This is a genomic window from Paraburkholderia youngii, from assembly GCF_013366925.1.
Lineage (GTDB): Bacteria > Pseudomonadota > Gammaproteobacteria > Burkholderiales > Burkholderiaceae > Paraburkholderia > Paraburkholderia youngii.
Genome location: NZ_JAALDK010000001.1, coordinates 654,834 through 673,459, shown reverse-complemented (window position 1 = coordinate 673,459; position 18,626 = coordinate 654,834). Strand labels below are relative to the sequence as shown.

General features: G+C 61.2%; 29 protein-coding genes. All 29 read right to left on the bottom strand.

The genetic code is table 11. From position 1 onward, the window contains the following. Positions 1-13: 13 nt before the first annotated feature. Positions 14-2,470: a DNA-directed RNA polymerase gene (locus tag G5S42_RS03245; protein ID WP_176105510.1), complete on the bottom strand. Its 2,457-nt coding sequence runs from the start codon at positions 2,468-2,470 to the stop codon at positions 14-16. Further along, positions 2,470-3,393 (bottom strand): ATP-dependent DNA ligase, encoded by a 924-nt coding sequence (locus tag G5S42_RS03240; protein ID WP_176105509.1) that lies wholly within the window; start codon positions 3,391-3,393, stop codon positions 2,470-2,472. Before G5S42_RS03240 ends, G5S42_RS03245 begins: the two co-directional genes overlap by 1 nt. A gap of 13 nt (positions 3,394-3,406) precedes the next feature. Continuing rightward, positions 3,407-4,114 carry a deoxynucleotide monophosphate kinase family protein gene (locus G5S42_RS03235; protein WP_176105508.1) on the bottom strand — a complete coding sequence of 236 codons (708 nt, stop codon included), beginning with the start codon at positions 4,112-4,114 and terminating at the stop codon, positions 3,407-3,409. Then, a complete protein-coding gene (locus G5S42_RS03230; protein ID WP_176105507.1) occupies positions 4,107-4,340 on the bottom strand; it encodes a hypothetical protein in 234 nt (77 codons plus the stop codon). Before G5S42_RS03230 ends, G5S42_RS03235 begins: the two co-directional genes overlap by 8 nt. Next, positions 4,340-5,470, bottom strand: coding sequence for a hypothetical protein (locus tag G5S42_RS03225; protein ID WP_246391788.1), 1,131 nt, complete (start codon positions 5,468-5,470; stop codon positions 4,340-4,342). The genes G5S42_RS03230 and G5S42_RS03225 overlap by 1 nt, the downstream gene beginning before the upstream one ends. A 69-nt stretch (positions 5,471-5,539) precedes the next feature. Continuing rightward, positions 5,540-5,839, bottom strand: a complete 300-nt coding sequence (locus tag G5S42_RS03220; protein ID WP_176105505.1) for a hypothetical protein — start codon at positions 5,837-5,839, stop codon at positions 5,540-5,542. Beyond that, positions 5,820-6,200 (bottom strand): endonuclease domain-containing protein, encoded by a 381-nt coding sequence (locus G5S42_RS03215; protein WP_176105504.1) that lies wholly within the window; start codon positions 6,198-6,200, stop codon positions 5,820-5,822. Before G5S42_RS03215 ends, G5S42_RS03220 begins: the two co-directional genes overlap by 20 nt. Next, positions 6,178-7,125 carry a hypothetical protein gene (locus G5S42_RS03210; RefSeq protein ID WP_176105503.1) on the bottom strand — a complete coding sequence of 316 codons (948 nt, stop codon included), beginning with the start codon at positions 7,123-7,125 and terminating at the stop codon, positions 6,178-6,180. The genes G5S42_RS03215 and G5S42_RS03210 overlap by 23 nt, the downstream gene beginning before the upstream one ends. Next, entirely contained in the window at positions 7,125-8,174 is a 1,050-nt protein-coding gene (locus tag G5S42_RS03205) for a hypothetical protein (RefSeq protein ID WP_176105502.1), read from the bottom strand. Before G5S42_RS03205 ends, G5S42_RS03210 begins: the two co-directional genes overlap by 1 nt. An 18-nt stretch (positions 8,175-8,192) precedes the next feature. Then, positions 8,193-10,658 (bottom strand): DNA polymerase, encoded by a 2,466-nt coding sequence (locus G5S42_RS03200; RefSeq protein ID WP_246391785.1) that lies wholly within the window; start codon positions 10,656-10,658, stop codon positions 8,193-8,195. Further along, positions 10,655-11,488, bottom strand: a complete 834-nt coding sequence (locus G5S42_RS03195) for a DnaB-like helicase C-terminal domain-containing protein (RefSeq protein WP_312883515.1) — start codon at positions 11,486-11,488, stop codon at positions 10,655-10,657. Before G5S42_RS03195 ends, G5S42_RS03200 begins: the two co-directional genes overlap by 4 nt. A gap of 413 nt (positions 11,489-11,901) precedes the next feature. Next, positions 11,902-12,708 (bottom strand): toprim domain-containing protein, encoded by an 807-nt coding sequence (locus G5S42_RS03190; protein WP_176105501.1) that lies wholly within the window; start codon positions 12,706-12,708, stop codon positions 11,902-11,904. Then, positions 12,709-13,035, bottom strand: a complete 327-nt coding sequence (locus G5S42_RS03185) for a hypothetical protein (RefSeq protein ID WP_176105500.1) — start codon at positions 13,033-13,035, stop codon at positions 12,709-12,711. Beyond that, on the bottom strand, positions 13,032-13,310 hold the full coding sequence (locus G5S42_RS03180) for a hypothetical protein (protein ID WP_246391783.1): 279 nt from the start codon (positions 13,308-13,310) through the stop codon (positions 13,032-13,034). The genes G5S42_RS03185 and G5S42_RS03180 overlap by 4 nt, the downstream gene beginning before the upstream one ends. Positions 13,311-13,389: 79 nt before the next feature. After that, a complete protein-coding gene (locus G5S42_RS03175; RefSeq protein ID WP_176105499.1) occupies positions 13,390-13,527 on the bottom strand; it encodes a hypothetical protein in 138 nt (45 codons plus the stop codon). After that, complete coding sequence (locus G5S42_RS03170; protein ID WP_176105498.1) at positions 13,524-13,742, bottom strand: hypothetical protein; 219 nt, start codon at positions 13,740-13,742, stop codon at positions 13,524-13,526. Before G5S42_RS03170 ends, G5S42_RS03175 begins: the two co-directional genes overlap by 4 nt. Continuing rightward, positions 13,735-13,974 (bottom strand): hypothetical protein, encoded by a 240-nt coding sequence (locus G5S42_RS03165; protein WP_176105497.1) that lies wholly within the window; start codon positions 13,972-13,974, stop codon positions 13,735-13,737. Before G5S42_RS03165 ends, G5S42_RS03170 begins: the two co-directional genes overlap by 8 nt. After that, on the bottom strand, positions 13,974-14,120 hold the full coding sequence (locus G5S42_RS03160; RefSeq protein ID WP_176105496.1) for a hypothetical protein: 147 nt from the start codon (positions 14,118-14,120) through the stop codon (positions 13,974-13,976). Before G5S42_RS03160 ends, G5S42_RS03165 begins: the two co-directional genes overlap by 1 nt. After that, the gene (locus tag G5S42_RS03155) at positions 14,117-14,422 is read right to left on the bottom strand and encodes a hypothetical protein (RefSeq protein WP_176105495.1); all 306 of its coding nucleotides are present in this window, start codon (positions 14,420-14,422) and stop codon (positions 14,117-14,119) included. The genes G5S42_RS03160 and G5S42_RS03155 overlap by 4 nt, the downstream gene beginning before the upstream one ends. Next, on the bottom strand, positions 14,397-14,558 hold the full coding sequence (locus tag G5S42_RS03150; protein ID WP_176104959.1) for a hypothetical protein: 162 nt from the start codon (positions 14,556-14,558) through the stop codon (positions 14,397-14,399). The genes G5S42_RS03155 and G5S42_RS03150 overlap by 26 nt, the downstream gene beginning before the upstream one ends. Next, positions 14,558-14,737, bottom strand: coding sequence for a hypothetical protein (locus tag G5S42_RS03145; RefSeq protein ID WP_176105494.1), 180 nt, complete (start codon positions 14,735-14,737; stop codon positions 14,558-14,560). Before G5S42_RS03145 ends, G5S42_RS03150 begins: the two co-directional genes overlap by 1 nt. Further along, complete coding sequence (locus G5S42_RS03140) at positions 14,734-15,225, bottom strand: hypothetical protein (RefSeq protein ID WP_176105493.1); 492 nt, start codon at positions 15,223-15,225, stop codon at positions 14,734-14,736. The genes G5S42_RS03145 and G5S42_RS03140 overlap by 4 nt, the downstream gene beginning before the upstream one ends. Continuing rightward, entirely contained in the window at positions 15,222-15,572 is a 351-nt protein-coding gene (locus tag G5S42_RS03135) for a hypothetical protein (protein WP_176105492.1), read from the bottom strand. Before G5S42_RS03135 ends, G5S42_RS03140 begins: the two co-directional genes overlap by 4 nt. A 99-nt stretch (positions 15,573-15,671) precedes the next feature. Next, positions 15,672-16,196, bottom strand: a complete 525-nt coding sequence (locus G5S42_RS03130; RefSeq protein WP_176105491.1) for a hypothetical protein — start codon at positions 16,194-16,196, stop codon at positions 15,672-15,674. Positions 16,197-16,580: 384 nt separating this feature from the next. After that, a complete protein-coding gene (locus G5S42_RS03125) occupies positions 16,581-16,772 on the bottom strand; it encodes a hypothetical protein (RefSeq protein WP_176105490.1) in 192 nt (63 codons plus the stop codon). After that, positions 16,769-17,035 (bottom strand): hypothetical protein, encoded by a 267-nt coding sequence (locus G5S42_RS03120; protein WP_176105489.1) that lies wholly within the window; start codon positions 17,033-17,035, stop codon positions 16,769-16,771. Before G5S42_RS03120 ends, G5S42_RS03125 begins: the two co-directional genes overlap by 4 nt. Beyond that, a complete protein-coding gene (locus tag G5S42_RS03115) occupies positions 17,032-17,355 on the bottom strand; it encodes a hypothetical protein (protein ID WP_176105488.1) in 324 nt (107 codons plus the stop codon). The genes G5S42_RS03120 and G5S42_RS03115 overlap by 4 nt, the downstream gene beginning before the upstream one ends. Further along, complete coding sequence (locus G5S42_RS03110) at positions 17,352-17,564, bottom strand: hypothetical protein (RefSeq protein WP_176105487.1); 213 nt, start codon at positions 17,562-17,564, stop codon at positions 17,352-17,354. Before G5S42_RS03110 ends, G5S42_RS03115 begins: the two co-directional genes overlap by 4 nt. Positions 17,565-17,723: 159 nt before the next feature. Further along, positions 17,724-17,978 (bottom strand): DUF8033 domain-containing protein, encoded by a 255-nt coding sequence (locus G5S42_RS03105; RefSeq protein ID WP_176105486.1) that lies wholly within the window; start codon positions 17,976-17,978, stop codon positions 17,724-17,726. Between the last annotated feature and the right edge of the window lie 648 nt (positions 17,979-18,626).

Sequence of the window (18,626 nt, the reverse complement as noted above, 5' to 3'; positions counted from 1 at the left end):
TGACAGACATAAATCATGCGAAGAAGAATTGGCTTTTGAGAACGTCAGCCAAGTTGAGATCACCACGGCTCGGCAAAGCCGGAAGGTCTTCGAACTGATCGCGGAAAGTCGCGAGCGGATCATTGTCTTCATACATCCTCACGAAAGTACGGCGAATGGCCTCATACAGCTTTTGGGTATCGGCTGCGTGAGTGCCATAATCGTCGTGGATCATTGCCAGCGAATTGATGCCAAGCCCTTTGCACTCCTGAACAGTCAGGGTCAAATGAGAAGCGTCAAGGCTGTGTACGAAATTAGGCGCGATGCCATTCTTGTGCTTGCTTGCGCTCGGCGTATCCGTCATCCCGCCGAACACCTTGATGATCGTGTGGCCCAACAGCTTCGTGTTGACGCGCACAATGTCGATCTCGTTGTACGACTGCTCGACCACGAAACCTGAAGGAGTCGTCCATCCGATCTGTTGCCCGCCGCGCTTGATGAGAAGCCCAGCAGCACGCTGAAGCCACGACATAGCAGCAGCAGCCGCAATGACTACCTCACCAATGGCATCCCACACGAGATGGGACAGGAACTCAGCAGCATAGCGATACTCAGTCGTCTCGAACTCAGTAGCCTTCCCATGCTTGAGATAGTCCTCGACGATGAACTCAGCGCACGAGAATCGAGTAGAGCCGTAGGGCAGCGTCATGACAGAGCGCTTCACGATGCTGCGGTTCATGCCGTGGGCCAGCCACTTATCCCTGAGAACAGAATCGCTCTCGCGTCGGAACTCCAAATTTGGGTCGGACAGTTTGGCGGCTACGACATCAGCTACGCGCTGGTAGATGTCGTTAGGTCGGTCGCTGGTAGTGAGATTAACTGCCCGTCCTCCAACAGAATCTCGCAGCATTGCCGAGAAGTGCTGAAGGCCATTGCAACTACCGTCGAGCCCAACTGCGATTCGACTTTCGAAATCAGCAGGGCTTGATCTCCATGCGGCGTACTCGAAGCACCACGCAAGAAATTGGAGAGGTGAGTCAGCTTCTTGCCAGCCACGGTGGCTGACAGGATCGTTGGCGAACTGGATGATGAATTGCTCATTCTTATGTACCCATGCAATGCGGTCTTCGAAAGGAACCTTGTCGATACCGTAACGATTAGCTCCTGCGATCTTGAACCAGCGCACGGCTTCAGGAGTATCGAGCCGCTTGCCTTCTGCGAATTCGAGCAGCGACTTCTGCATGTCGCTACCCTGCGGTGAGATGCCGGTGGTCTGCGCATACAGACGGCCTCGGAAGTCCGCTTGGTACAGGAAGTAGATGACCGGGTAGTCCTTGAACTTGTCGGCCATGCGGGTCGCCATGTAGAAGCGTCCCCACTTCGTACCGCGCAGCTTGCGCTCCGTGTGCCACGCAGCCATCGCACGCTTCCAGTTCGAGAACTCCACCAGCTCGTCGCCGGTCATCTCCTCCTTCTTCATGTCGTCCGTCAGCCACTCGGGGCGAGGCGGTCGCGGCAGCTCTGCCTGCGAGATGATCTCGTCCATGTCTATGCCGTGGCGGGCGCAGTCGCGCACCGCATCCAGCACACGGGTGTTGACTCGCCACTTCACGGCTTGGAGATGGTTGATGGCCTCGCGGACGTTCGGCATGTCCAGCCCTGCCATCTCAGCGAGGGAGCGCTTGCTGCGCACGAGGTTCACGTAGCTCGGCATCAGCCTGCGCATCTCTGGCGTGTGGTAGCCGCCGTCGAACATCGCGGTCCAGTCCTTCGGCTGCTCGATGAATGGCAGCGTGTACGGCATCGTCTGAGCTACCGTCTCGCGGATGTTCGTGACGACGGACATAGCAGCCTCGGTGAGCATCATGTGCATGTCCGTGCTGATCTTGCCGCCCATCGTCTTACGGGTCATCTTCGTCACGTCCACGAGCCCGAGGAGGCGTAGCTGCTCGATGAGCCACAGCCCTACCTGCTCACGGTCGCTCGGGAGCCACTGCGGCAGCTCTACCTCGTGGCTGTTCGCGGCGTTGCGGATCACGTTGACGCGGTGCGTTGCTGCCGTGGACTTGTTCGCTGCGAGGTTCCGCATCAGCGCCCAATAGATTTCCGGCTGGTCATGCTCGAACGTTGCCAGCACCAGCTCGCCGTACACATGCCGCCCGAGCAGCCGCGCTGCGGTACGCACATCGCCCGTGTCCTGCATCACCGACACCAGCACAGAGCGCACTGCGATGTGCGCCACGGCCTTCGGGTCCAGCGGCTTGAGCAGGGCCACGTGAGCCGCCCTGCGGCCCGCCTTGCCCGTGCTTGCCACCTCTGCTTCAATCACATTCGCCAGCGGGAGGAGCCAGCGCCGATACACTGCTGCCGCGTACGGGTTCGTGTCGGCGTGGCCTTCCTGCTCGCGCTTCTCCATCATGCGGGTTGCGCGCTCGATACCTGCTGCACGAGTCTCACGCTCAAGTTCTGCCTGCGTACGCGGCACCGTCATCAGTCCGCGTCCACCTTGTCGTGGCGAACACCCTTGAATACCGGCTCACGCAGCTCACCGGACGGCAGGCGCTCCAAGCACGCCACCTCACCGATGCGGCCTGCGTACTGCGCCGTGTTGTCCCACATATCGCGGCGCTCCAAGTCCGTGCCGCCTGCGGCCTTCACCTCGGTGCCATCTGCGAACTGGAGGACTACCTTGCCCGTGGTGCCCTTGTACTTGCCCTCGCCTTCCTCGACGCCGACGATCTTCAGATCGAACGTGAGGCGCGGCTTGGCCTTGATGATCGCGCCGTCAGCGCCCGAGCCAGCCTTCCACACTGCCTTCGGATCGCGGAGGATCGCGCCGTCGAATGCGCGCTTGTCGCCCTCGGCGCACAGCTTGTCCGCCACTTCCATCGGATCGCCGTACGTTCCGGCGTGGAACAGCGGGCACAGGAACACCGTGTCGCTCTCGTTGAAGCCACGGGTGTGAACGCTCAGCGTCTCGTACCGGCGCTCGAACGGATGCAGGCTCACGCCAGCCTCGAAGTCGCCCAAGTCGATCAGATCGAACACAGCGAGCTGGAGCTGCGGCACCGGCTCGTGCTTGCGGAACCAGCCCGACGCACGGCGTTGCGGCACGCCTCGCGCCCACGCTTCACCGAGCACAGCGAACTGATGACCGCGTTGCAGCGCCGAGCGGAACAGGTTCAGCAGGCGCAGGCCCACGTGATCCATCGACTTCACGCGCTCGCCAGTGCGGCTGTAAATCTCGAAGTGCTGGAGGTTCAGCAGCTTGACGATGGTATTGCAGCCGTCGTACTTGTACTGGAGGTCGTACTTGCCAGCGAGGTCGCTGATCGACTGTGCGCCGATGCGCTTCTTGCAGGCTGCGGAGAGGGAGCTGAACTCGACTGCTTTGTGAACGAGGTAACGTGCCATACGGTAGGACTCCTTAGAATGCGGATGCAAAAAGAACGGCGTACGAGGTCGCGACGGTGCAGACTTCCAGTTCGAGGTCGTCGAGCGAGCCGTCGTTGTCGATCACTTCCATGCCGGGGATCGTCACTGCGCCTTCGGTCAGCGCCGCGCAGAACTGCTCGCTGACGTGCTCAGCGACAGGCGGGGCGTCCGGTCGGCGGACGAGGATGATTTGGTCTGCGATGGCTGCTTCGTTCTCGAAGCGGCAGTCCGTGACGAGCACGACGCCGGGGAGCGTTGCCCACTTGCGCTGCGCCAGCTCTATCCAGAACGTGTCGCGAATCTTGCGGCCCGCCGTGCCGAGTGCCTGCATGAACTGGCGCGGGCTGATCTCGTAGTACGGGTAGGTGGCGTCGGCATCACGCAGGAAGCGAGCGTCGAGGTCGTCGAACAGGTAGGCCCACAGCGCGCTGCGGTCGCGCTCGTTGAGCAGGCGACAGAAGGCTTCCTCGGTAGCTGCCCACACGCGGTCTTGGAAGTCGCCGATGATGTGCGGCACTTCCTTGAGCTGGCGGTTGAACGGGTCGAGGCCCACGGCCTTGCTGATGTTGCGGAGGTAGTCCGCGAATCCGCCGATGACGACGTGCTTAGCACCGGCTGCGACGAGCCCACGCTGAAGCATCTGAGCTGCTGTGTCTTTGCCAGCGCCAGCCAGCCCCATGATGCCGATAACCTTAGCCATTGATGATCTCCTTGTACCGTTGAAGCTCGCCGCGATAGGCAGCGAGAAAGCGTTCTTTGTCGATTGCGCCGTCGTCGATGAGTGCGTCGATCAGAGCAGCTACTTGCGCGGCCTCATCGGTGAGGCGTCCGCGCTTCCTTGTCTTACGGAGTGCGAAGCGAATCGCTTCCTTCGTTACCTCGCCACACTCCTCCGCGAGGAGGAGCAGGCCGCGCTTTGTGCTCATTAGTTGATGTGTCCGAGTTGGATCGTGAAGGTGTCGTACAGCGTGAAGCGTGAGTCGTCACGCGGCGTGTGGAAGCCCATCCACTGCGCAGGGACCGACGAGAAGCCAGCGATGGAGCTGAACTCGATGCCCTCGTTGTCGCTGCCGAAGAAGGCACCGTTGACCACGTACTGCCCGCTGTTGAACGAGCAGACGTTGTGCTTGTCGCCCATGCGGAAGAACGTGATGTACTTGCCCTGCTGCTCGCTGCGCTTGATCTTGTGCGCCTTCATCGACGCCTCGGTCACTGCGACGCCTACGCCGTGCTCGTACAGGACGGTCTGCCCGTACACCTCGACCGTGGCGAACACGGAGTCCACCACGTCGAAGGTCACGTGCTTGTAGCCCGCCGTCTGACACAGCAGCTCCAGCGCCTTGTACAGCGGGTAGCTCAGTTGCTCCCGGCCCGGCCTGAACATCGTGATGCCGTGACCATCCCAATCGTGGTTCCCGGTGACGCAAGGCACATCGACTCGGATACCCAGCGCTGCCAGCGGCTCAATGACGTAGCGGAAGATGCCGACTGTTGCATCGTGAATCTGTTGAGCAGTGCCCGTGTCAGTGGCGCGAGCTGAGTTGTCGTGCTTCTTGTCGCTCTCAATGATGTCTCCGATGATGGCGAGGATGATTCGCTCGACGTTGTAGCCCGCTGCGATCTTCTGCCTGATCTGGAACACCAGCGCCTCACCGAATGCCTTCAGGCGCTTCATGGCGATGTCGCTGTTGTACGTGCCGCTGAGCTTGCCGATCTGGAGATCACTCACCAGCACCTCGACAGTGAGCGGCGTGCCTGCCGGGTTGAACTTGACCGGCTTCGTGACTTGGCGACGCGTCTTGTTCAGCGTGCGGACTGCATCCGCGACACCATCGAGGAAAGCCTGCGTATCACCGAGCTGAGCCAGCGACGCATCCAGTGCGCGGCGTAGGCGGTTATTCTCCGTGCGGGTATTGCGGAGTGACGCCAGCTCCTTGATGCGGTCCTGCTCGACCGGTAGCTCCGTGCTGTCGAGCTTGCTGACCCAATACCGTGCGAGCTGCGGGCTGACTGCCCCGCGACCGAGATCAGTGAGGATGGATGCGGTCTTGGCCATACGGCCCGCTGCTTCTGCATAGGCGTCCTGAATGTCCTTGTCGGTGAATGCGTTGCGTGAAGTTCTCAATTAAGCTCCTTCAAAGATGTGTTTCTCGATCTCGGCCATGACCATGCGGCGCAAGCGATGCGCGATCATGTCTTGGTAGCGGGGTTCTTTAAGCGGGCCGAACTCAGCCTCGAACTGGTCGTGCTGCACGTTCGCCATGACGGTGTAGCCGCTGACGACTACTTGGATGCTCGACTCGTACCAGACCTTCGTGTACTCGCGGACCCAATGCTGCTCGAATGGTCGGGCACCTTCTGGCTCGTAATGACCGGGCACAACCTGCTCGTGGCGCTTCGCGATCTCAAGTTTCAGCAGCCGCACGCTTGGCCTTCGCACGGGTCAACCGTGCCTTCTTGTTGCGGGCGAGGCGCTTCTCGTCCTCGGTCTTGTGGGATGGGTAGATCACGCCACGGCGCGGGCCGTCCACGCCGAGGTACTCGGCAGTCGCGGATAGGAACGCAATCGGGTCGATGCCCTGCCCGATGCGCCCTGCCCAATTCTCGATCTTGCCGAGAACTGCGTTGCACCAGCGGCACACCACAGCGCGGCACTCGCCGGTCTTGTGGTCGTGGTCAACCACCGTGTCTTCGTCCATCGTGCGCTTGCACAGAGGACAGGTAGGGTTCTCTCGTTGCCACCGCTTGCGGTAGCCAGTCAGCTCAGTCTTGCTGAGACGCCTCATGGGCGATTTCCTCCTTTACTTGAATGCGATCATGGAGTCGCCGTACAGCAGCGCGTAGGTCACTGCCTTGCGGTACGCATGTGAGAAACTCGTGTACTGGCGCATCCGCCGTGCGTCTGATCCAGAGAAGCGCAGCCTGCTCACAGAAGCGGTCAGCCCATTCGTCTCCGTAAGTGCCGCGATACGCCGCAGATACGACGCCATACGCGTCCGCATTGCTTCGCGTGCCAGCCAGCAGCTCTGCTGCCGTGACCGGGCCACAGTCCTTACCTTCATGTTTCTCCAGTCCGGGTATGTGGTCAGCGCCATCGCCCTGAAGCATCTGAAGCCAGAACCACTTCGTCCCGTACACCTCGCCGTCCGCGCCGATCAGCTCGTACGTGCCCTCGGGCACATGCACCAGCAGGTAATCGACCCATGTGAGGTGAGTGCCGGGGAGCATCCGCATGTCCTTGTCGCGGGTATGGATCACCGTGTCGCGCATCGGGTACAGGCAGTTCGAAGCGAGCCCGAGTCCGTCGTCGGCCTCACGGTCACGCCACAGTCGGCGCTCCCAAGGCTTGTACGGGGCCAGCTCCAGATACTCACGGACGAAGCGCCAGTTCTTCGGCTTGTGGCCTTGGCGCTGCCCTTGGTAGGGCTTGACGGAGGCAGCGAAGAATCGCTTGCCCTTGTTGGACGCAGCGTGCGTCAGGTGGATGACGCACCGTGTAGCGCCTGCCATGCGGGTCGCTGTCTCGATGCGCTGGTCTGTGATGAAGCGGGCCGTAGCCGGTGATGTCTCGCTACCACCCGCGCAGAAGTACGCGGCGTAGTCGCCGTCGAGGTGCAGCGTCCGACCCGGCACAATCTCCTGTACCGAGTCAGACGCTTCCTTGGCAGCTACGGCAGCGGCTTCTGCTTCAATCGCTGCCGAGAAGTCCATCAGAACGGCAGATCGTCGCCTGCACCCAGCTCGTCGTCACCGGATTCGTCCGCACCTGCCGAGGCCGTTTTCTGGTCGGGCAGTTTGGCGGACTCAGCAGCCTTCTCGGTAGCGGCGGGCGAGGTCTTCTTGGTACTTGCGGAACGCTTCGGCTTCGCTGCGGGTTCGGCAGCTTGAGCACTTGCCGTCGAACTCGCTTGCTGCTCCTCGCTTGCACCGGCAGATGAGCTTGCCTTGGCTGCTGCGCTGGCCTTCTTTTCGGCTACGGCCTGCTCCGGTGTCTTTCCCACGCTGTTCAGCGCCTCGTCGTCGATGCCGTCGAGCAGAGCTTCGATAGGCGAGCCCTTGAAGTTCTTCGCAGCGCGGATGGCGAGCTGGAACTTGTTCTTCGACTTCGCCGGGGCGGTGACTTCGCCCTTGTCGTTCTTGCGCTCCGGGTACTCGCCGTCGATGAAGATGCTGTCCCACATCTCCTTGCTCGGGCTGTTCCACAGGAACACCTTGACCGGCGTGATTGCGGGCGGGACGTTGCGGCGACGAGTCTCGCCAGTGTCCATGTCCTCGACGAACGGAGCCTCGACCGTGTACGCGCCCGCCGTCTTGTCGTACAGCTCAGCGATGGTGCGGTCCTTGCCGTCCCGGCCCTTGTACGTGCGGTGGACGACGGTGCCGATGTAGTCGTTGCCGAGGAGCTGGGCCATGATCTTCGCCTTGCCCTCGTAGTTCATCGTCTTGAACAGCTTGTAGAACCCAGCCTTCTCGTTCAGCGACTTGTTCAGCTCGACGGTGATACGCTGCGGCTCGCCGTTGTCATTGAGCGGCCACTTCGGGCCATGCAGCTCGAACACGAGGAACGCCTTGTCGCTCACCTTCACAGCGCCCTTGAACGTGCCCTCCTGCTTGCCGATCTCGATGTAGGCCACGAAGCGCAAGCCAGCCTTACCAGCCGCAGGCGGTGCGTAATCGCCACCACCGGACTGCGCCTCGTTCATGTCGTGCTCGGTTTCTGCTGCTGCGGCGATTGCTGCTGCGTAATCGAATTGCGTCATATAGTTTGATCTCCTGAATTAATGTGTGAAGGTTGGGACGTAGTTGTTCATGAACTGCTTGCGGAGCCACGGGCGGGCCTTGGCTACCATCTCCTCGAAGGCTGGGTCCGTGATCTTTTCCTCGGTGCCCATGTTGTGACCCATTACCGTGTCCGTGGGTACGGGCAGCGGGATCGGCCATTGGAGGAACCACGAGAAGAAGTTGGAGGCTTCGCTCATGCAAGCGTGCAACAGAGCTGCGGCCTTCACGGCGACATCCGGGTGAGCGTCGGCGTACTCGGCGTCATGCACCTGATTGATGAGCAGCGCCAGCATGTTGAAGTTCTTGTACGTGTAGAACGCACGCACCGTCAGCCACATGCCTGCCTTGGCGACTTCACCGCCAGTGCCCTGCACCTCGTAGTTCTTCTCCTCGGTCGGCATGAAGCTGCGCAGGATGCCGCGCTCGGCTTGCCAGTCCGCAGAGAGGTGCTCCTTGTACGTGTAGCGCTTGCCGTCCGGCGTGATGCTGTGCCCACGTCCGAGCTGCACATCCGCGCCGTTCTTCGGGTGCTTCATCCAGATGCCAGCAGGCTCGCGGCTCTCGACGATGCGCTCGTGCAGCTTCTCGAAGTACTTGCCGATCTCCGGGTAGCGTGCGTCCTCGGCCTTCGCCAGCGCCTCGACTTCCTCCAGCGGCATACCTGTCGCCTCGGCAATCGTCTTGTTCCCAGCGCCATACGCACGCTGGAAGCTGAACGTCTTCGCGCCGGTACGCTTGTAGTCCCACTCGGGCACGGCTTCGATCTTGGCGAGGCGATACACCTCCTCGTACGTCATGCCCTCCTTCGCAGCGAGGCGAACGCAGTGCATGTCGAGGCCAGCCTGCAAGTCCTTGATGAGTGCTGGGCACACGGTCAGGATTGCTTGGACGTACACCTCCAGCGAGCTGAAGTCGGACTGGATGATCTTGCCGCCGGGGAACCTCGACTCGAAGATTTCCTTGACGCGGGACTTGTTGCCCTTCGACAAGTTCTGCATGTTCGGCTTCTCGCTGGCGAGTCGGCCCGTGATCGTGTTCACATGGTTCAGCATGTGATGCACAATCGAGTCGAGCTGCACCATCGTCAGCATCCCGACATGACACTTCTTCTTCTCGTCGTAGCGGATGAAGTACGTGCCCAAGTCCTTCGTCAGCGATTGCACACGAGCCATCGCGTCGAGGAACGGGATACCGCGGTTGCCCAGCGCCTCGATGATGTCGGCGGCTGTCGAGTACACACCCTTGTCGGCCTCGCTCTCCCACTTCGGGTCCGGCTTGGTGTAGCCCTCGAACTTGTAGAAGTGATCCTCGATGCGGGTCTTCGGGCCTCGCTCCTTGTCGGGCACCGTGACCATCTTCGTCTTCGGCTCGCCCTTGTTCTTGCCGCCCGCATACAGCACCAGCTCCATGCCGCTCTCGGGTCCGAACCGGTCCCACTCGGCTTGGCTCATTGTCGTCAGCTCGCCATCCGCGCCCTTAACGACGTAGTGCTCCTCCTTGGTCTGGTAGTACGTGAGCTGGCCCTGCTCGTCGAGCACAGGTGCGGGTGCCTTGTACTTCACCGTGCCGCCGAAGATCAGCGCGCTCTTGTGGAAGCGGCTGTTCCAGTTGAACTCGAACGGCAGCTCGTCGGGGATGTAGCTGTTGACTTCGACCAGCTTCTCGTTCAGCTCGTCCTCGACTTCCTTGGCGATCTCCTTGGCGAGTGGCTGATTGACGTGGATGCCGTTCAGCTCGCACTCGGTCGTGAAGATCAGCGCACCGTTGTTGACGAAGATCGACCGAAGCTGCCCACGCTTCTCAGCGAGTGCGTACTGCTTGCGGAAGATCAGCTCGGTGTTGCCGATGTCGCCGTACTCGAAGCCGCCGTCGTCCGTCTCCCAGCCGCACAGATAGTCCATCAGCTTGTCGCGGGGATGGTCGATGGTATCGACGCCTTGCTCCCACAGCAGCTTGATCTCGTCGAGCTTGGCGTTGCCGCCGTAGATGATCGCCGTCGAGCCAAGGTCGATGAACTGCGCTTCCTGCGCCTGCCCTTGCAGCAGGTACTCGACCAGCATCGTGTCCCACACGAGCCCGCCCTTGGCTACCCACTCCATCCACGCATCGCGGTTGCGCTGGCGGTTGCAGTGCGGCGAGGCCAGTGCGTACAGCAAGTCGAACTTGATGTTGTGCCCGACCAGCAGCTTCGTGTCAGCCAGCAGCTCGACGAACCAGTCCGTCGCCATCCACTGCTTGCAATGTGCGATGCGGTCCTCGCGGGAAGCATCGACACCGGCCAAGTCTGGAATGTAGATCGCAGACATGGGCGTACCTTGCACCGGCATTTTTCGGTCGGCCAGTTTGAACGCTGCGTGAGCGTTCGCGACCATGTAGTTCTCCTCGCTGAAGGGATTCGCCGTGCGGCGATACTCCTCGCGGATCGACGTTTCCGTATCCCAAATCCGAACGATGTTGCTCAATCTTCGAACCTCGCAGTTGCGCCCTTGAACGACACTTCGCGGCGCGGGTCTTGCGGAGCACCATCGCGGCGACGCTTGTTCTTCGGCGTGCTAATGAATCGGGTGTTTTGAAGATCGGGGTTATTGCTGCGGCCTAGCATCAGCACCACATCAGCAGCGCCCGCCTTCCCTGTGCGGCTGTTCGCCAGCATGGAGAGCTTCGGGAAAATCTCGCCGTCTGCATCACCGTTGAGCTGGGACGTTGCGATAGCGGCGTGGTTGTACTTCACCGCCAGCACACGAGCCCGCTGGTAGAGCCATTCGAGGAGCTGGTCGGTACGCGTACCGCCGTTCGTCGCCGTGCCAACGTCGGCCTGCACGTTGTCGAGCATGTCGTACACGACGATGGCTGGGTCCAGCTCCTTGATGATGTCTTCGAGCTGGCCCATGCTGTAGTCATGGATGTCGAAGATGTAGATGTTGTCGCGACCACCGATTGCGTCGAGGTAGTCCTGATACACCGTGCCCTTCTTGCTCAGCTCGACCAGCTCGACGTTGCTCACGCCGATGGCTGCGTTGAACATCCGATGCCGCAGCTTGCGACCCGGCCCTTCGTTGTTGAACACGACGATGCAGCGGTCCTGTCCGGGGTACAGCTCGTCCACCTGAGCCGCCATGTGCGTCAGCTCGCTGGCGAAGAACGTGGACTTGCCGCTGTCCACACGAGCCGCCACGATGTAGAAGTCGCCTTCCCACAGCGGCAGCAGGCATTCGTTCAGCACCTTGAGCCGCCAGTGGAAGCCCTTGTCGTTCGCGGCGTCAGCCAGCATGTCCTCGATGCGATCCTTCACGCGAGGGAACTTGCGCTCCCGAGCGATCCATGTCTCATGCCTGTCGGACAGGAGACGCAGCTCGGCAGTGAGATCGGCCTCACCGTCGTTGAAGTTTTCGAGTAGGGACTGGAGCTTGCTGGCTGTCGCCAGTGATACGAGCCGCTCGCGGATGCCGTCCTCTGTTCCGGGCGGCGCTGGGTTGGCTGCGTCTTTGATTGCGGCGGCGAAGACTGCCGTCGCTTCGGGCTTGAGCGAGGGATGCAGCGTGAGGAAGTACGAGAGGAATGGACTCGGCTCGACCGACTTAACCTCGGGGTTAGCCTTGAGGTACTTGCCGTAGTCCTTCAGCAGTGTCCGAGTCGCCAGCTCCAGCGAATCAATCGGAACAAAGTTGATGAGTCGTTCGTACTGCTCACGCCCTCGCAGCAGCCTCAGAAGGCTGGAGTCAAGAGCGATGTTATCTCTCCTTTGGATAAGAGCTTGGGATCACGTCGAGTGACGATCTGACGATGCTTCAGTCCGACGAGGGACAGGCGCTTGACGATGCCGCGAGCCGCCTCGCGACCCGGCCCATCCGGGTCCAGCCATACGGTTACGGGACGCTGCTGTGCGATCAGCCGAGCGAGCACCTTGTCGGTGAGTGCCGTGCCGAGGATCGCCACTCCCTGCGCCGCGCCGGATGCACCGACACGGAACGCAGAGAGGATGTCCTCGACGAGCACGGGGTCGCCCGCCCCGTACGCCGCGACGATGTGCCGCTTGTCGATGGCTGCGCCGATGTACTTCGGCTCTCTCCCATCAATCGACCGGGCCTGCCAGTAGACAAGCCGCTCAGAATCGAATACAGGCAGCACCACGCGGTTCGTACGGGCGTGGTGATACGCACCTAGCTTGCTGATCTCCGAGCGCCCTATGGACGCTTTGAGGAGCCAGAGCCGAGCCTCCACCGGCCACGTCTCGATGTCGAAGTTCGCAGGCTGGGGCGGGGCTGCGGTCATTGCCGCTGCCTCATCAGCCGCCTGCTCCTCTCGCATACGCTTGACGCGCTCAGCGAATGACTCGACCGGCTTCCACTCGATCACTGTCTCGTGACAGCGGAAACACCAGCCGGACCACTTATCGCGGTCGTTGCTAATCAGCAGCGTCGGGCCGTTGCTGGACCCGGAACAGCCGTGGAATGCTCGACCCTTACCGCCGAGCTTGAGGCGTTGCGCGGCCTTGAGCCACGCCTCCGCCACTTACAGCGCGTCTACGTTGACTCGCCACACACGAGCGACACGAGCGTGAGCTGCGGGCCGCTTCGAGGTCGCCGTGTCGAACGTCGGGTCGAGGATGCCGAGCTTCACCGCCGTCTTCGGCAGCGTGCCCCATGCGTTCGGGTGCGCCGGTTCGGGACATGCGCCAGCATCGCGGAACTCGTCGATGGTGAAGTCCGTGCGGCCACCGTTCACGTAGTTCGTCGCGGCGAAGTCGCGCATCGCGGTGATCGCGGCGTCACGCCATGCCGTACCGGCGTGAGCTGCCACCTTGGCTTGGCCCTCGGCCTTGAGCTGCGCGCCGTTCAAAGCGTGCCACCGATGTTGATGGCTTCAGCTTGAGCTGCGGCCTTGACGTTACCGGCGTGCAGCGCTGCGTTAGTCGCGGCGACTTCGGCCTCGTCGGCCAGCTTGTCAGCGGCACGAGCGAGAGCGTTCGCCACGTCTGCGGCCTTGTCGGCAGCGCGGGCTTCAGCGTTGGCGGCGGCGACGGTGCCGCGCAGAGCTGCGACGTGTGCATCGACGGAGAGTGCGTGGAGTTTGCGGGTGATGGTTGCGCGGAGTGCGCTGATCGACAGCTTCATAGAGTCATGCTCCTTAAAGTCGGGATTGAATGTGGCCGCGTCTGCCGTGTGCAGAATTTGGCCGGACAGTTTGACTGCGTTACAGCGGACGACAGACGAGGCCAGTGTCCTCGAATACAGGTGCAGCGTGAGCCTCGCTCATGCCGTAGAAGAATCCGCCACCGAGGACGAAGCCACACACGAGCATGAGGATCAGGTCGGAGTAGCGCAGCTTCACGCGGCCTCCTTCGGCAGCTCTTGGTAGCCTGCCGGTTCGGGTGCGCTGAGACGGCCCGTGATGGTGCCGAGCTGGCGCTGGAACTGCGCGCTGATGATGGCCTGCGCCCACGCCTTAGCGTTGCGGTAGCCACGAGCACGAGCGAGTCGGTCGAGCTTGCGGCGGCTGGGCTTCTGCGTCGAGCCGCCGACGCTGGTCATGGTGAACTTACGCATTACGGGCGGTCCTCGATTTGTAGAAGGCGTCGATGTTGGCGACGGCCTGACGTTGCTTGTCTTCGAACAGCGACTTGGCCTTGGCCTGCGCTTCCTTGTACGTGTCGAACACGCGGGTCCAGCCTCCGGTCGAGGCATCGAACACGGCCCAGCCGTCGCCCTTGCCCTGCACTTGGAACGGGTGATACGGCTCGCCCACTTCGGGCACGTTGGTGCGTTGGTCTTGTCTCATCAGAAGTCCTCCTTGTAGATGCGGCTGCGCAGCTCTGCGCCTGTCTCGTCATTGATGCGGTCGTGGTAGCCGATGTCCCAGCCCCACACGTAGCCAAGCGCAGCAGCCGAGACTGATGCGAAGGCGAGGATGATGTAGCTGGTCATGCTGGCCGCACTCCGAACGGGCCAGCCTCACCGTGCAGCGCACCGTCAGCCAGATCACGAGCTGCCCGATGAGCGAACTCGGAGCTGGCGAACGTGCGCCCGCTGTTGCGCTTCACGTATCGCTGCCCGGTCGAGCAGTCGAGCACGTAGTAACGAGTCGCCTGACTCGTGCATTCACGGTCGCCCAGCTCGACCACCATGCAGCCGACCACAGCGAACGGGTAGGCGTCACCGATGGAGTGGCCTTGCAGGCCACCCGAGTTGACACGATGGCCTTCATACGAACAGGGATTCGAGCGCACGCTTGGCCTCCCGTTGCTTACGGCGAACGTTGGTCACGTGATCCTTCGAGCGGCGGCGATCTTCGCGGCGCGGCTCGACAGGGCCGTCGATGTGAGCCGCGATCACGCGGCCCTTGCGCTGAGTGAAGCGGACCATCAGAAGTCCCTCCCGACTACGAGCTTGGCGAACGCGAGGCCGAGCTGCGTGCCGAGGATGCGCTCGGCAGTCGCGCCGGTCGTGTCGGCAGCGGCGCGCTCCAGCTTGGCGCGGACAAGAGCTTTGGTGTCGCGCACTTTGCGCGGCTGGTACGGCTTGGTTGCTTGAGTCTTGCTCATGCGAACTCCTCGGTGGATTGGACTGCGAAACTATGGGCGGGCAGCTTGTCAGCGTCGGCGACACAGAAGGTCTTCGCGCCGGTCAACCGGCTCTGACTGTTGCTCGTTTGGTACTCTATGGTCAGCACGCAGGTCGGAACATCGACGCCGCGAGCGTTGCAGCGCACCTTCAGCTCCTCCTCGATGCGGTCGCGGGTCGAACCCGAGCACACGAAGTCGTCGAAGAAGGCGTACCGCGTGAACTCATGGCCGTCGCCTTCCACCATGTCGCCGTGACTGGACTCGCCCTTGCGGACATAGACCACGTGGATACCCGTGACCATCGACAGGGCGAAGCCAACAGCGCAGCCGGATTTGCCGGTCACTGCGATGGTGTCGAAGTCGAACTTCTCTTGCAGCTCGGGCAGCTTGCGAGCCAGCTCAGCGACTACCTTGCGCAGCTTGGCCGGATCGAACATCACGCTGCTGTAGGAGTTGTGTACTTTCATGCTGCCTCCTTGACGCGAGGAAACAGAAAGCACTCCGAATCGAACTCGCCCCACTTCGACGCATTTGGGCCGACGAGCTGGCCGGTGATCTTGCCCAGCCAGTCAATCTCTGCTTGGGCGATGCAGTCCTGCGCCAGCTCAAGAGCGAGCGCAGTGAGCGTCGCGTGAAGCCCGGACTTGCCGTGATAGCGGACAGCAGCGCACAGCGTTTGCTCGGTGGCCGACTGTTGAATGTCACCAGTGACGAGGACGAAGCCGTAGCGATTGAGCGCCGCGACGGTATGAAGGACGGTGTTATCCGGCTTGCCGTCATTACGGGCAAGGCCGATGTTCAGATGGAATTGCACAGCAGGCTCCAGAGCCGGGTCATGCCCAGCGACTATGAGACGTGGATGATGGACAGCACGCAGGCGTCATGCGCCCTTGTGTCGGTCTTTGAGACGCGCTTACTCAGCCGATGCGTTGGCCGGTTGGGCAGTTTGAACGACACCCTGCACGTTTTGCAGGGCAGCGAGCAGCACAGGGTTTGTCACCTTGTCCTTGTTCGCAATGACTTGCTTCATGAAGGCCGCGAACTTGGCCTCGATGTCGTACACCTCGATGAGAGGCTTGTCCTTCAGGACGGAATGCCACGGCGTAGCCTCTGCCTTCGCACGGTCGAGCGCAGCGTCCTTGTTCCAGACGAGAGGCTTGGTCGCGAGCAGTTCCTTTTCCTTCGTGTCGTTGGGCTTGAGCTTGCCGAACTTGCAGAACCACACGGCCAGCGATTGACCCTTCGAGCCCTTGGGCATGGCGACGATCAGGCGATTCACGATGTCGAGATCGTTGTGCTTGTGAGCGTGATCCAGCACGTCGAGCGCTGTGTCTTGAACGAGCTTGTCGAAGGCCGCGCCTTTCTTGCGGATCGACTCGATGGCCGCGTTGATGAACTCGACCGTGCCCTTTACGGGCGCTTGCTTTTTGGATTGCATTGCAGATGCTCCTATGGCGTCATGCGCCGTTGGATGAAGGTGGACTACTGAAGATACTACCGGGCTAAGCCAGCCCGACAGAAGGCCGCGCACGGCCCTCTAGCTGGATGGCTTATGAGTCTTTCTCCTCCTGTCCGTGATGGATCAGGCACGATGCGCCGCCAGTGAGCATGGCAGCGCCCACTGAGCCGCAGACAGGAGTGTGTGAGCAGCCGCACAGAAGCAGTGCGGCGAGGAGTAGCGTGCGATACAAGTCAGGCTCCATTGGTTGCAGGAGCACCGATTGTAAGGCAAACGAAGGCTACCGCAGGATAGCGACGATGGCCGCAGCCATCAGGCACACAGCACCGAAGATGCCGAGCGCCCACTCAAACGGAGTTGGCTTCATGACAGATGCCTCACTTGGACGTGAGTGAAGCCATGCGCCAAGGCCCACTTACGAGCCTCGTCGAGTAGCTTCTGCTGGTTCTCAATACCGGCCCGCCGACACAGCAGCTTGCCGCGATACAGCACGTCAGCGGACTTGCACGACTTCGTGCCAAAGACGTGATACACCTCGATGGTCGCGGTCTTCATGCGTGCTGCTCCCTACGCCATGCAGCCGTGTCATTGCCACGCGGCTCGCCGTCTAGGATCGACACAGATACGAAGTGCGTGCTGGACTGCCACGACACGCGAGGCTGCTTACGCGACACGCTCCAATACTTGTCCCGATTCGGACCCGACATACCGAAGACATGCGAAAGGCCGCAGGCCAGATGCGCCGCAGCCTTGGCCGAGTCGCACACTTGCTGCGACCAGCGATCACCTCGCACGCCGAACTCGACGATGGCCTTCATACAGCCTCCTTGAGCTGGCGTGCAGCTTCCTTGGCGACGCAGACGGTATCACTCAGCGACCACACGGACGCGCCGTTGATCTCCTTGTTGATGCGTGCGCCGATAGGCCGGATCACAGCATCGAGCCTGTCCCACTCAGCGAGCGGTATGTCGTTGAAGTGCGGATTGGTGCTGGCCTTGATGCGGTCCTCACCGATGCACGACTTGACGAAGCTGCGAATGTACGGCCCGACGAACTGAGCGTAGTACTCGCGGAACATAGCCTCCTGCTCCGCCTTGCTCGCGCCGCTGTAGCGCTCCATGTATTCCTGCCGGGTCATGAGTCCTCCCGGAACGAAGCAGAGTAGCCGTTATCCATCTCCGACGCGAAGACGAAGACATAGAAGCCTGCGTCCTTCTGCGGCAGCGATCCACAGCGCCACGAGCCGCGATAACCCTCTCGGGAATCCCAGCCGAGCTTGCGCACCAGTGCCATTGCTGCGGCAGCGTGGCGCGTCTCTTGGTCGAGCCCGTGATCGAACTCGAACATGATCGAACCAGCGTCGCAGAAGGCTTTAATGCGTGCGCCTCTACTATTCGTCGGCCCGAGATACTTCGTAACTATCGCTTGCACGATGAGTCTCCCGATGAGGACTACTAAATACTTGAGGCCAAAGAAAAGCCACCCGAAGGTGGCCGGTCGTCAGCCTCAGCGTACCTGCTCTCGACTACAGAACAAGGTATCGAGGACGGCCTGATCCACAGGACGAACATCCTCGGCATCTTGCTCATACAACCACTCCTTGAGTGCCCACTGCGAAGCCTTGGACAGCTCAGAGTTGGTCTTCATCCAGCCTGCACCCGGCACAAAAGCCGCGACCGCATCAGCGTAAGAGAACAGCACCAAGGTGCCATCCTGTAGACGAAGTTCAGCCGCGTTGCCAGTAATCTTGCGTAGTTTCATGATGTCTCCCCTATCTTGGGTCGGCATTCTAGGTTATTGGATACTACTCGGGTTCCCTTGCGAGAGAACGGAGCACGCTGGCCGAATCTTGCTTCACTAGCCGCACGCAAGACACGCGCCTAGCACCCTTCCCGCAGGCCATCAACGAGTGGTTACGTTGCAAGCGTCGGTGTCGGTCGTGCAATCGGTCGCTGTCATGAGCCTGCTAATCCCTCGCTCATCTGTCGCCAAGTGCGCCGTTCTCTCGCCACTCTTTCGAGTGACGGGCAGAGGACTTACGTTTGTCGGCCCCTGTTCGCTTTGCATGGACGGATCACGGCTAACCCGCGATTGACTGCCATCAACATGCTCTGCATTCTCGATTGTTAAAGATCGGCCTCTCAGCGTATCGCTTACGGTCTGTAACCCGATTCGAGAGCGCTGCTATTCCGCACGGCTATGCCGACGCTCTCTCCTCGGTAGGCCGAACCCCGCATTCTCGCCATGACGCGTTAGTGCGTTGAAACGTCCGTACCGCTTGCTACCCGCCAGCGCTAGGTGTACTTGACTGCCTAGCGACTCGGTTACTGCTTGCTACGGTTCCCATTCTACAGACTTAGCAGTGTTTGTCAACTGCCTGTCAGTGTCCCGAAACGTAGCTCCGATCCT

Excerpts from the sequence above, each read along its gene's own strand:
- G5S42_RS03245 (WP_176105510.1), bottom strand. The coding sequence starts at position 2,470 with ATGACGGTGCCGCGTACGCAGGCAGAACTTGAGCGTGAGACTCGTGCA.
- G5S42_RS03240 (WP_176105509.1), bottom strand. The coding sequence starts at position 3,393 with ATGGCACGTTACCTCGTTCACAAAGCAGTCGAGTTCAGCTCCCTCTCC.
- G5S42_RS03235 (WP_176105508.1), bottom strand. The coding sequence starts at position 4,114 with ATGGCTAAGGTTATCGGCATCATGGGGCTGGCTGGCGCTGGCAAAGAC.
- G5S42_RS03230 (WP_176105507.1), bottom strand. The coding sequence starts at position 4,340 with ATGAGCACAAAGCGCGGCCTGCTCCTCCTCGCGGAGGAGTGTGGCGAG.
- G5S42_RS03225 (WP_246391788.1), bottom strand. The coding sequence starts at position 5,470 with ATGGCCAAGACCGCATCCATCCTCACTGATCTCGGTCGCGGGGCAGTC.
- G5S42_RS03215 (WP_176105504.1), bottom strand. The coding sequence starts at position 6,200 with ATGAGGCGTCTCAGCAAGACTGAGCTGACTGGCTACCGCAAGCGGTGG.
- G5S42_RS03210 (WP_176105503.1), bottom strand. The coding sequence starts at position 7,125 with ATGGACTTCTCGGCAGCGATTGAAGCAGAAGCCGCTGCCGTAGCTGCC.
- G5S42_RS03205 (WP_176105502.1), bottom strand. The coding sequence starts at position 8,174 with ATGACGCAATTCGATTACGCAGCAGCAATCGCCGCAGCAGCAGAAACC.
- G5S42_RS03180 (WP_246391783.1), bottom strand. The coding sequence starts at position 13,310 with ATGAAGCTGTCGATCAGCGCACTCCGCGCAACCATCACCCGCAAACTC.
- G5S42_RS03170 (WP_176105498.1), bottom strand. The coding sequence starts at position 13,742 with ATGCGTAAGTTCACCATGACCAGCGTCGGCGGCTCGACGCAGAAGCCC.
- G5S42_RS03165 (WP_176105497.1), bottom strand. The coding sequence starts at position 13,974 with ATGAGACAAGACCAACGCACCAACGTGCCCGAAGTGGGCGAGCCGTAT.
- G5S42_RS03160 (WP_176105496.1), bottom strand. The coding sequence starts at position 14,120 with ATGACCAGCTACATCATCCTCGCCTTCGCATCAGTCTCGGCTGCTGCG.
- G5S42_RS03150 (WP_176104959.1), bottom strand. The coding sequence starts at position 14,558 with ATGGTCCGCTTCACTCAGCGCAAGGGCCGCGTGATCGCGGCTCACATC.
- G5S42_RS03145 (WP_176105494.1), bottom strand. The coding sequence starts at position 14,737 with ATGAGCAAGACTCAAGCAACCAAGCCGTACCAGCCGCGCAAAGTGCGC.
- G5S42_RS03140 (WP_176105493.1), bottom strand. The coding sequence starts at position 15,225 with ATGAAAGTACACAACTCCTACAGCAGCGTGATGTTCGATCCGGCCAAG.
- G5S42_RS03130 (WP_176105491.1), bottom strand. The coding sequence starts at position 16,196 with ATGCAATCCAAAAAGCAAGCGCCCGTAAAGGGCACGGTCGAGTTCATC.
- G5S42_RS03125 (WP_176105490.1), bottom strand. The coding sequence starts at position 16,772 with ATGAAGACCGCGACCATCGAGGTGTATCACGTCTTTGGCACGAAGTCG.
- G5S42_RS03120 (WP_176105489.1), bottom strand. The coding sequence starts at position 17,035 with ATGAAGGCCATCGTCGAGTTCGGCGTGCGAGGTGATCGCTGGTCGCAG.
- G5S42_RS03115 (WP_176105488.1), bottom strand. The coding sequence starts at position 17,355 with ATGACCCGGCAGGAATACATGGAGCGCTACAGCGGCGCGAGCAAGGCG.
- G5S42_RS03110 (WP_176105487.1), bottom strand. The coding sequence starts at position 17,564 with ATGTTCGAGTTCGATCACGGGCTCGACCAAGAGACGCGCCACGCTGCC.
- G5S42_RS03105 (WP_176105486.1), bottom strand. The coding sequence starts at position 17,978 with ATGAAACTACGCAAGATTACTGGCAACGCGGCTGAACTTCGTCTACAG.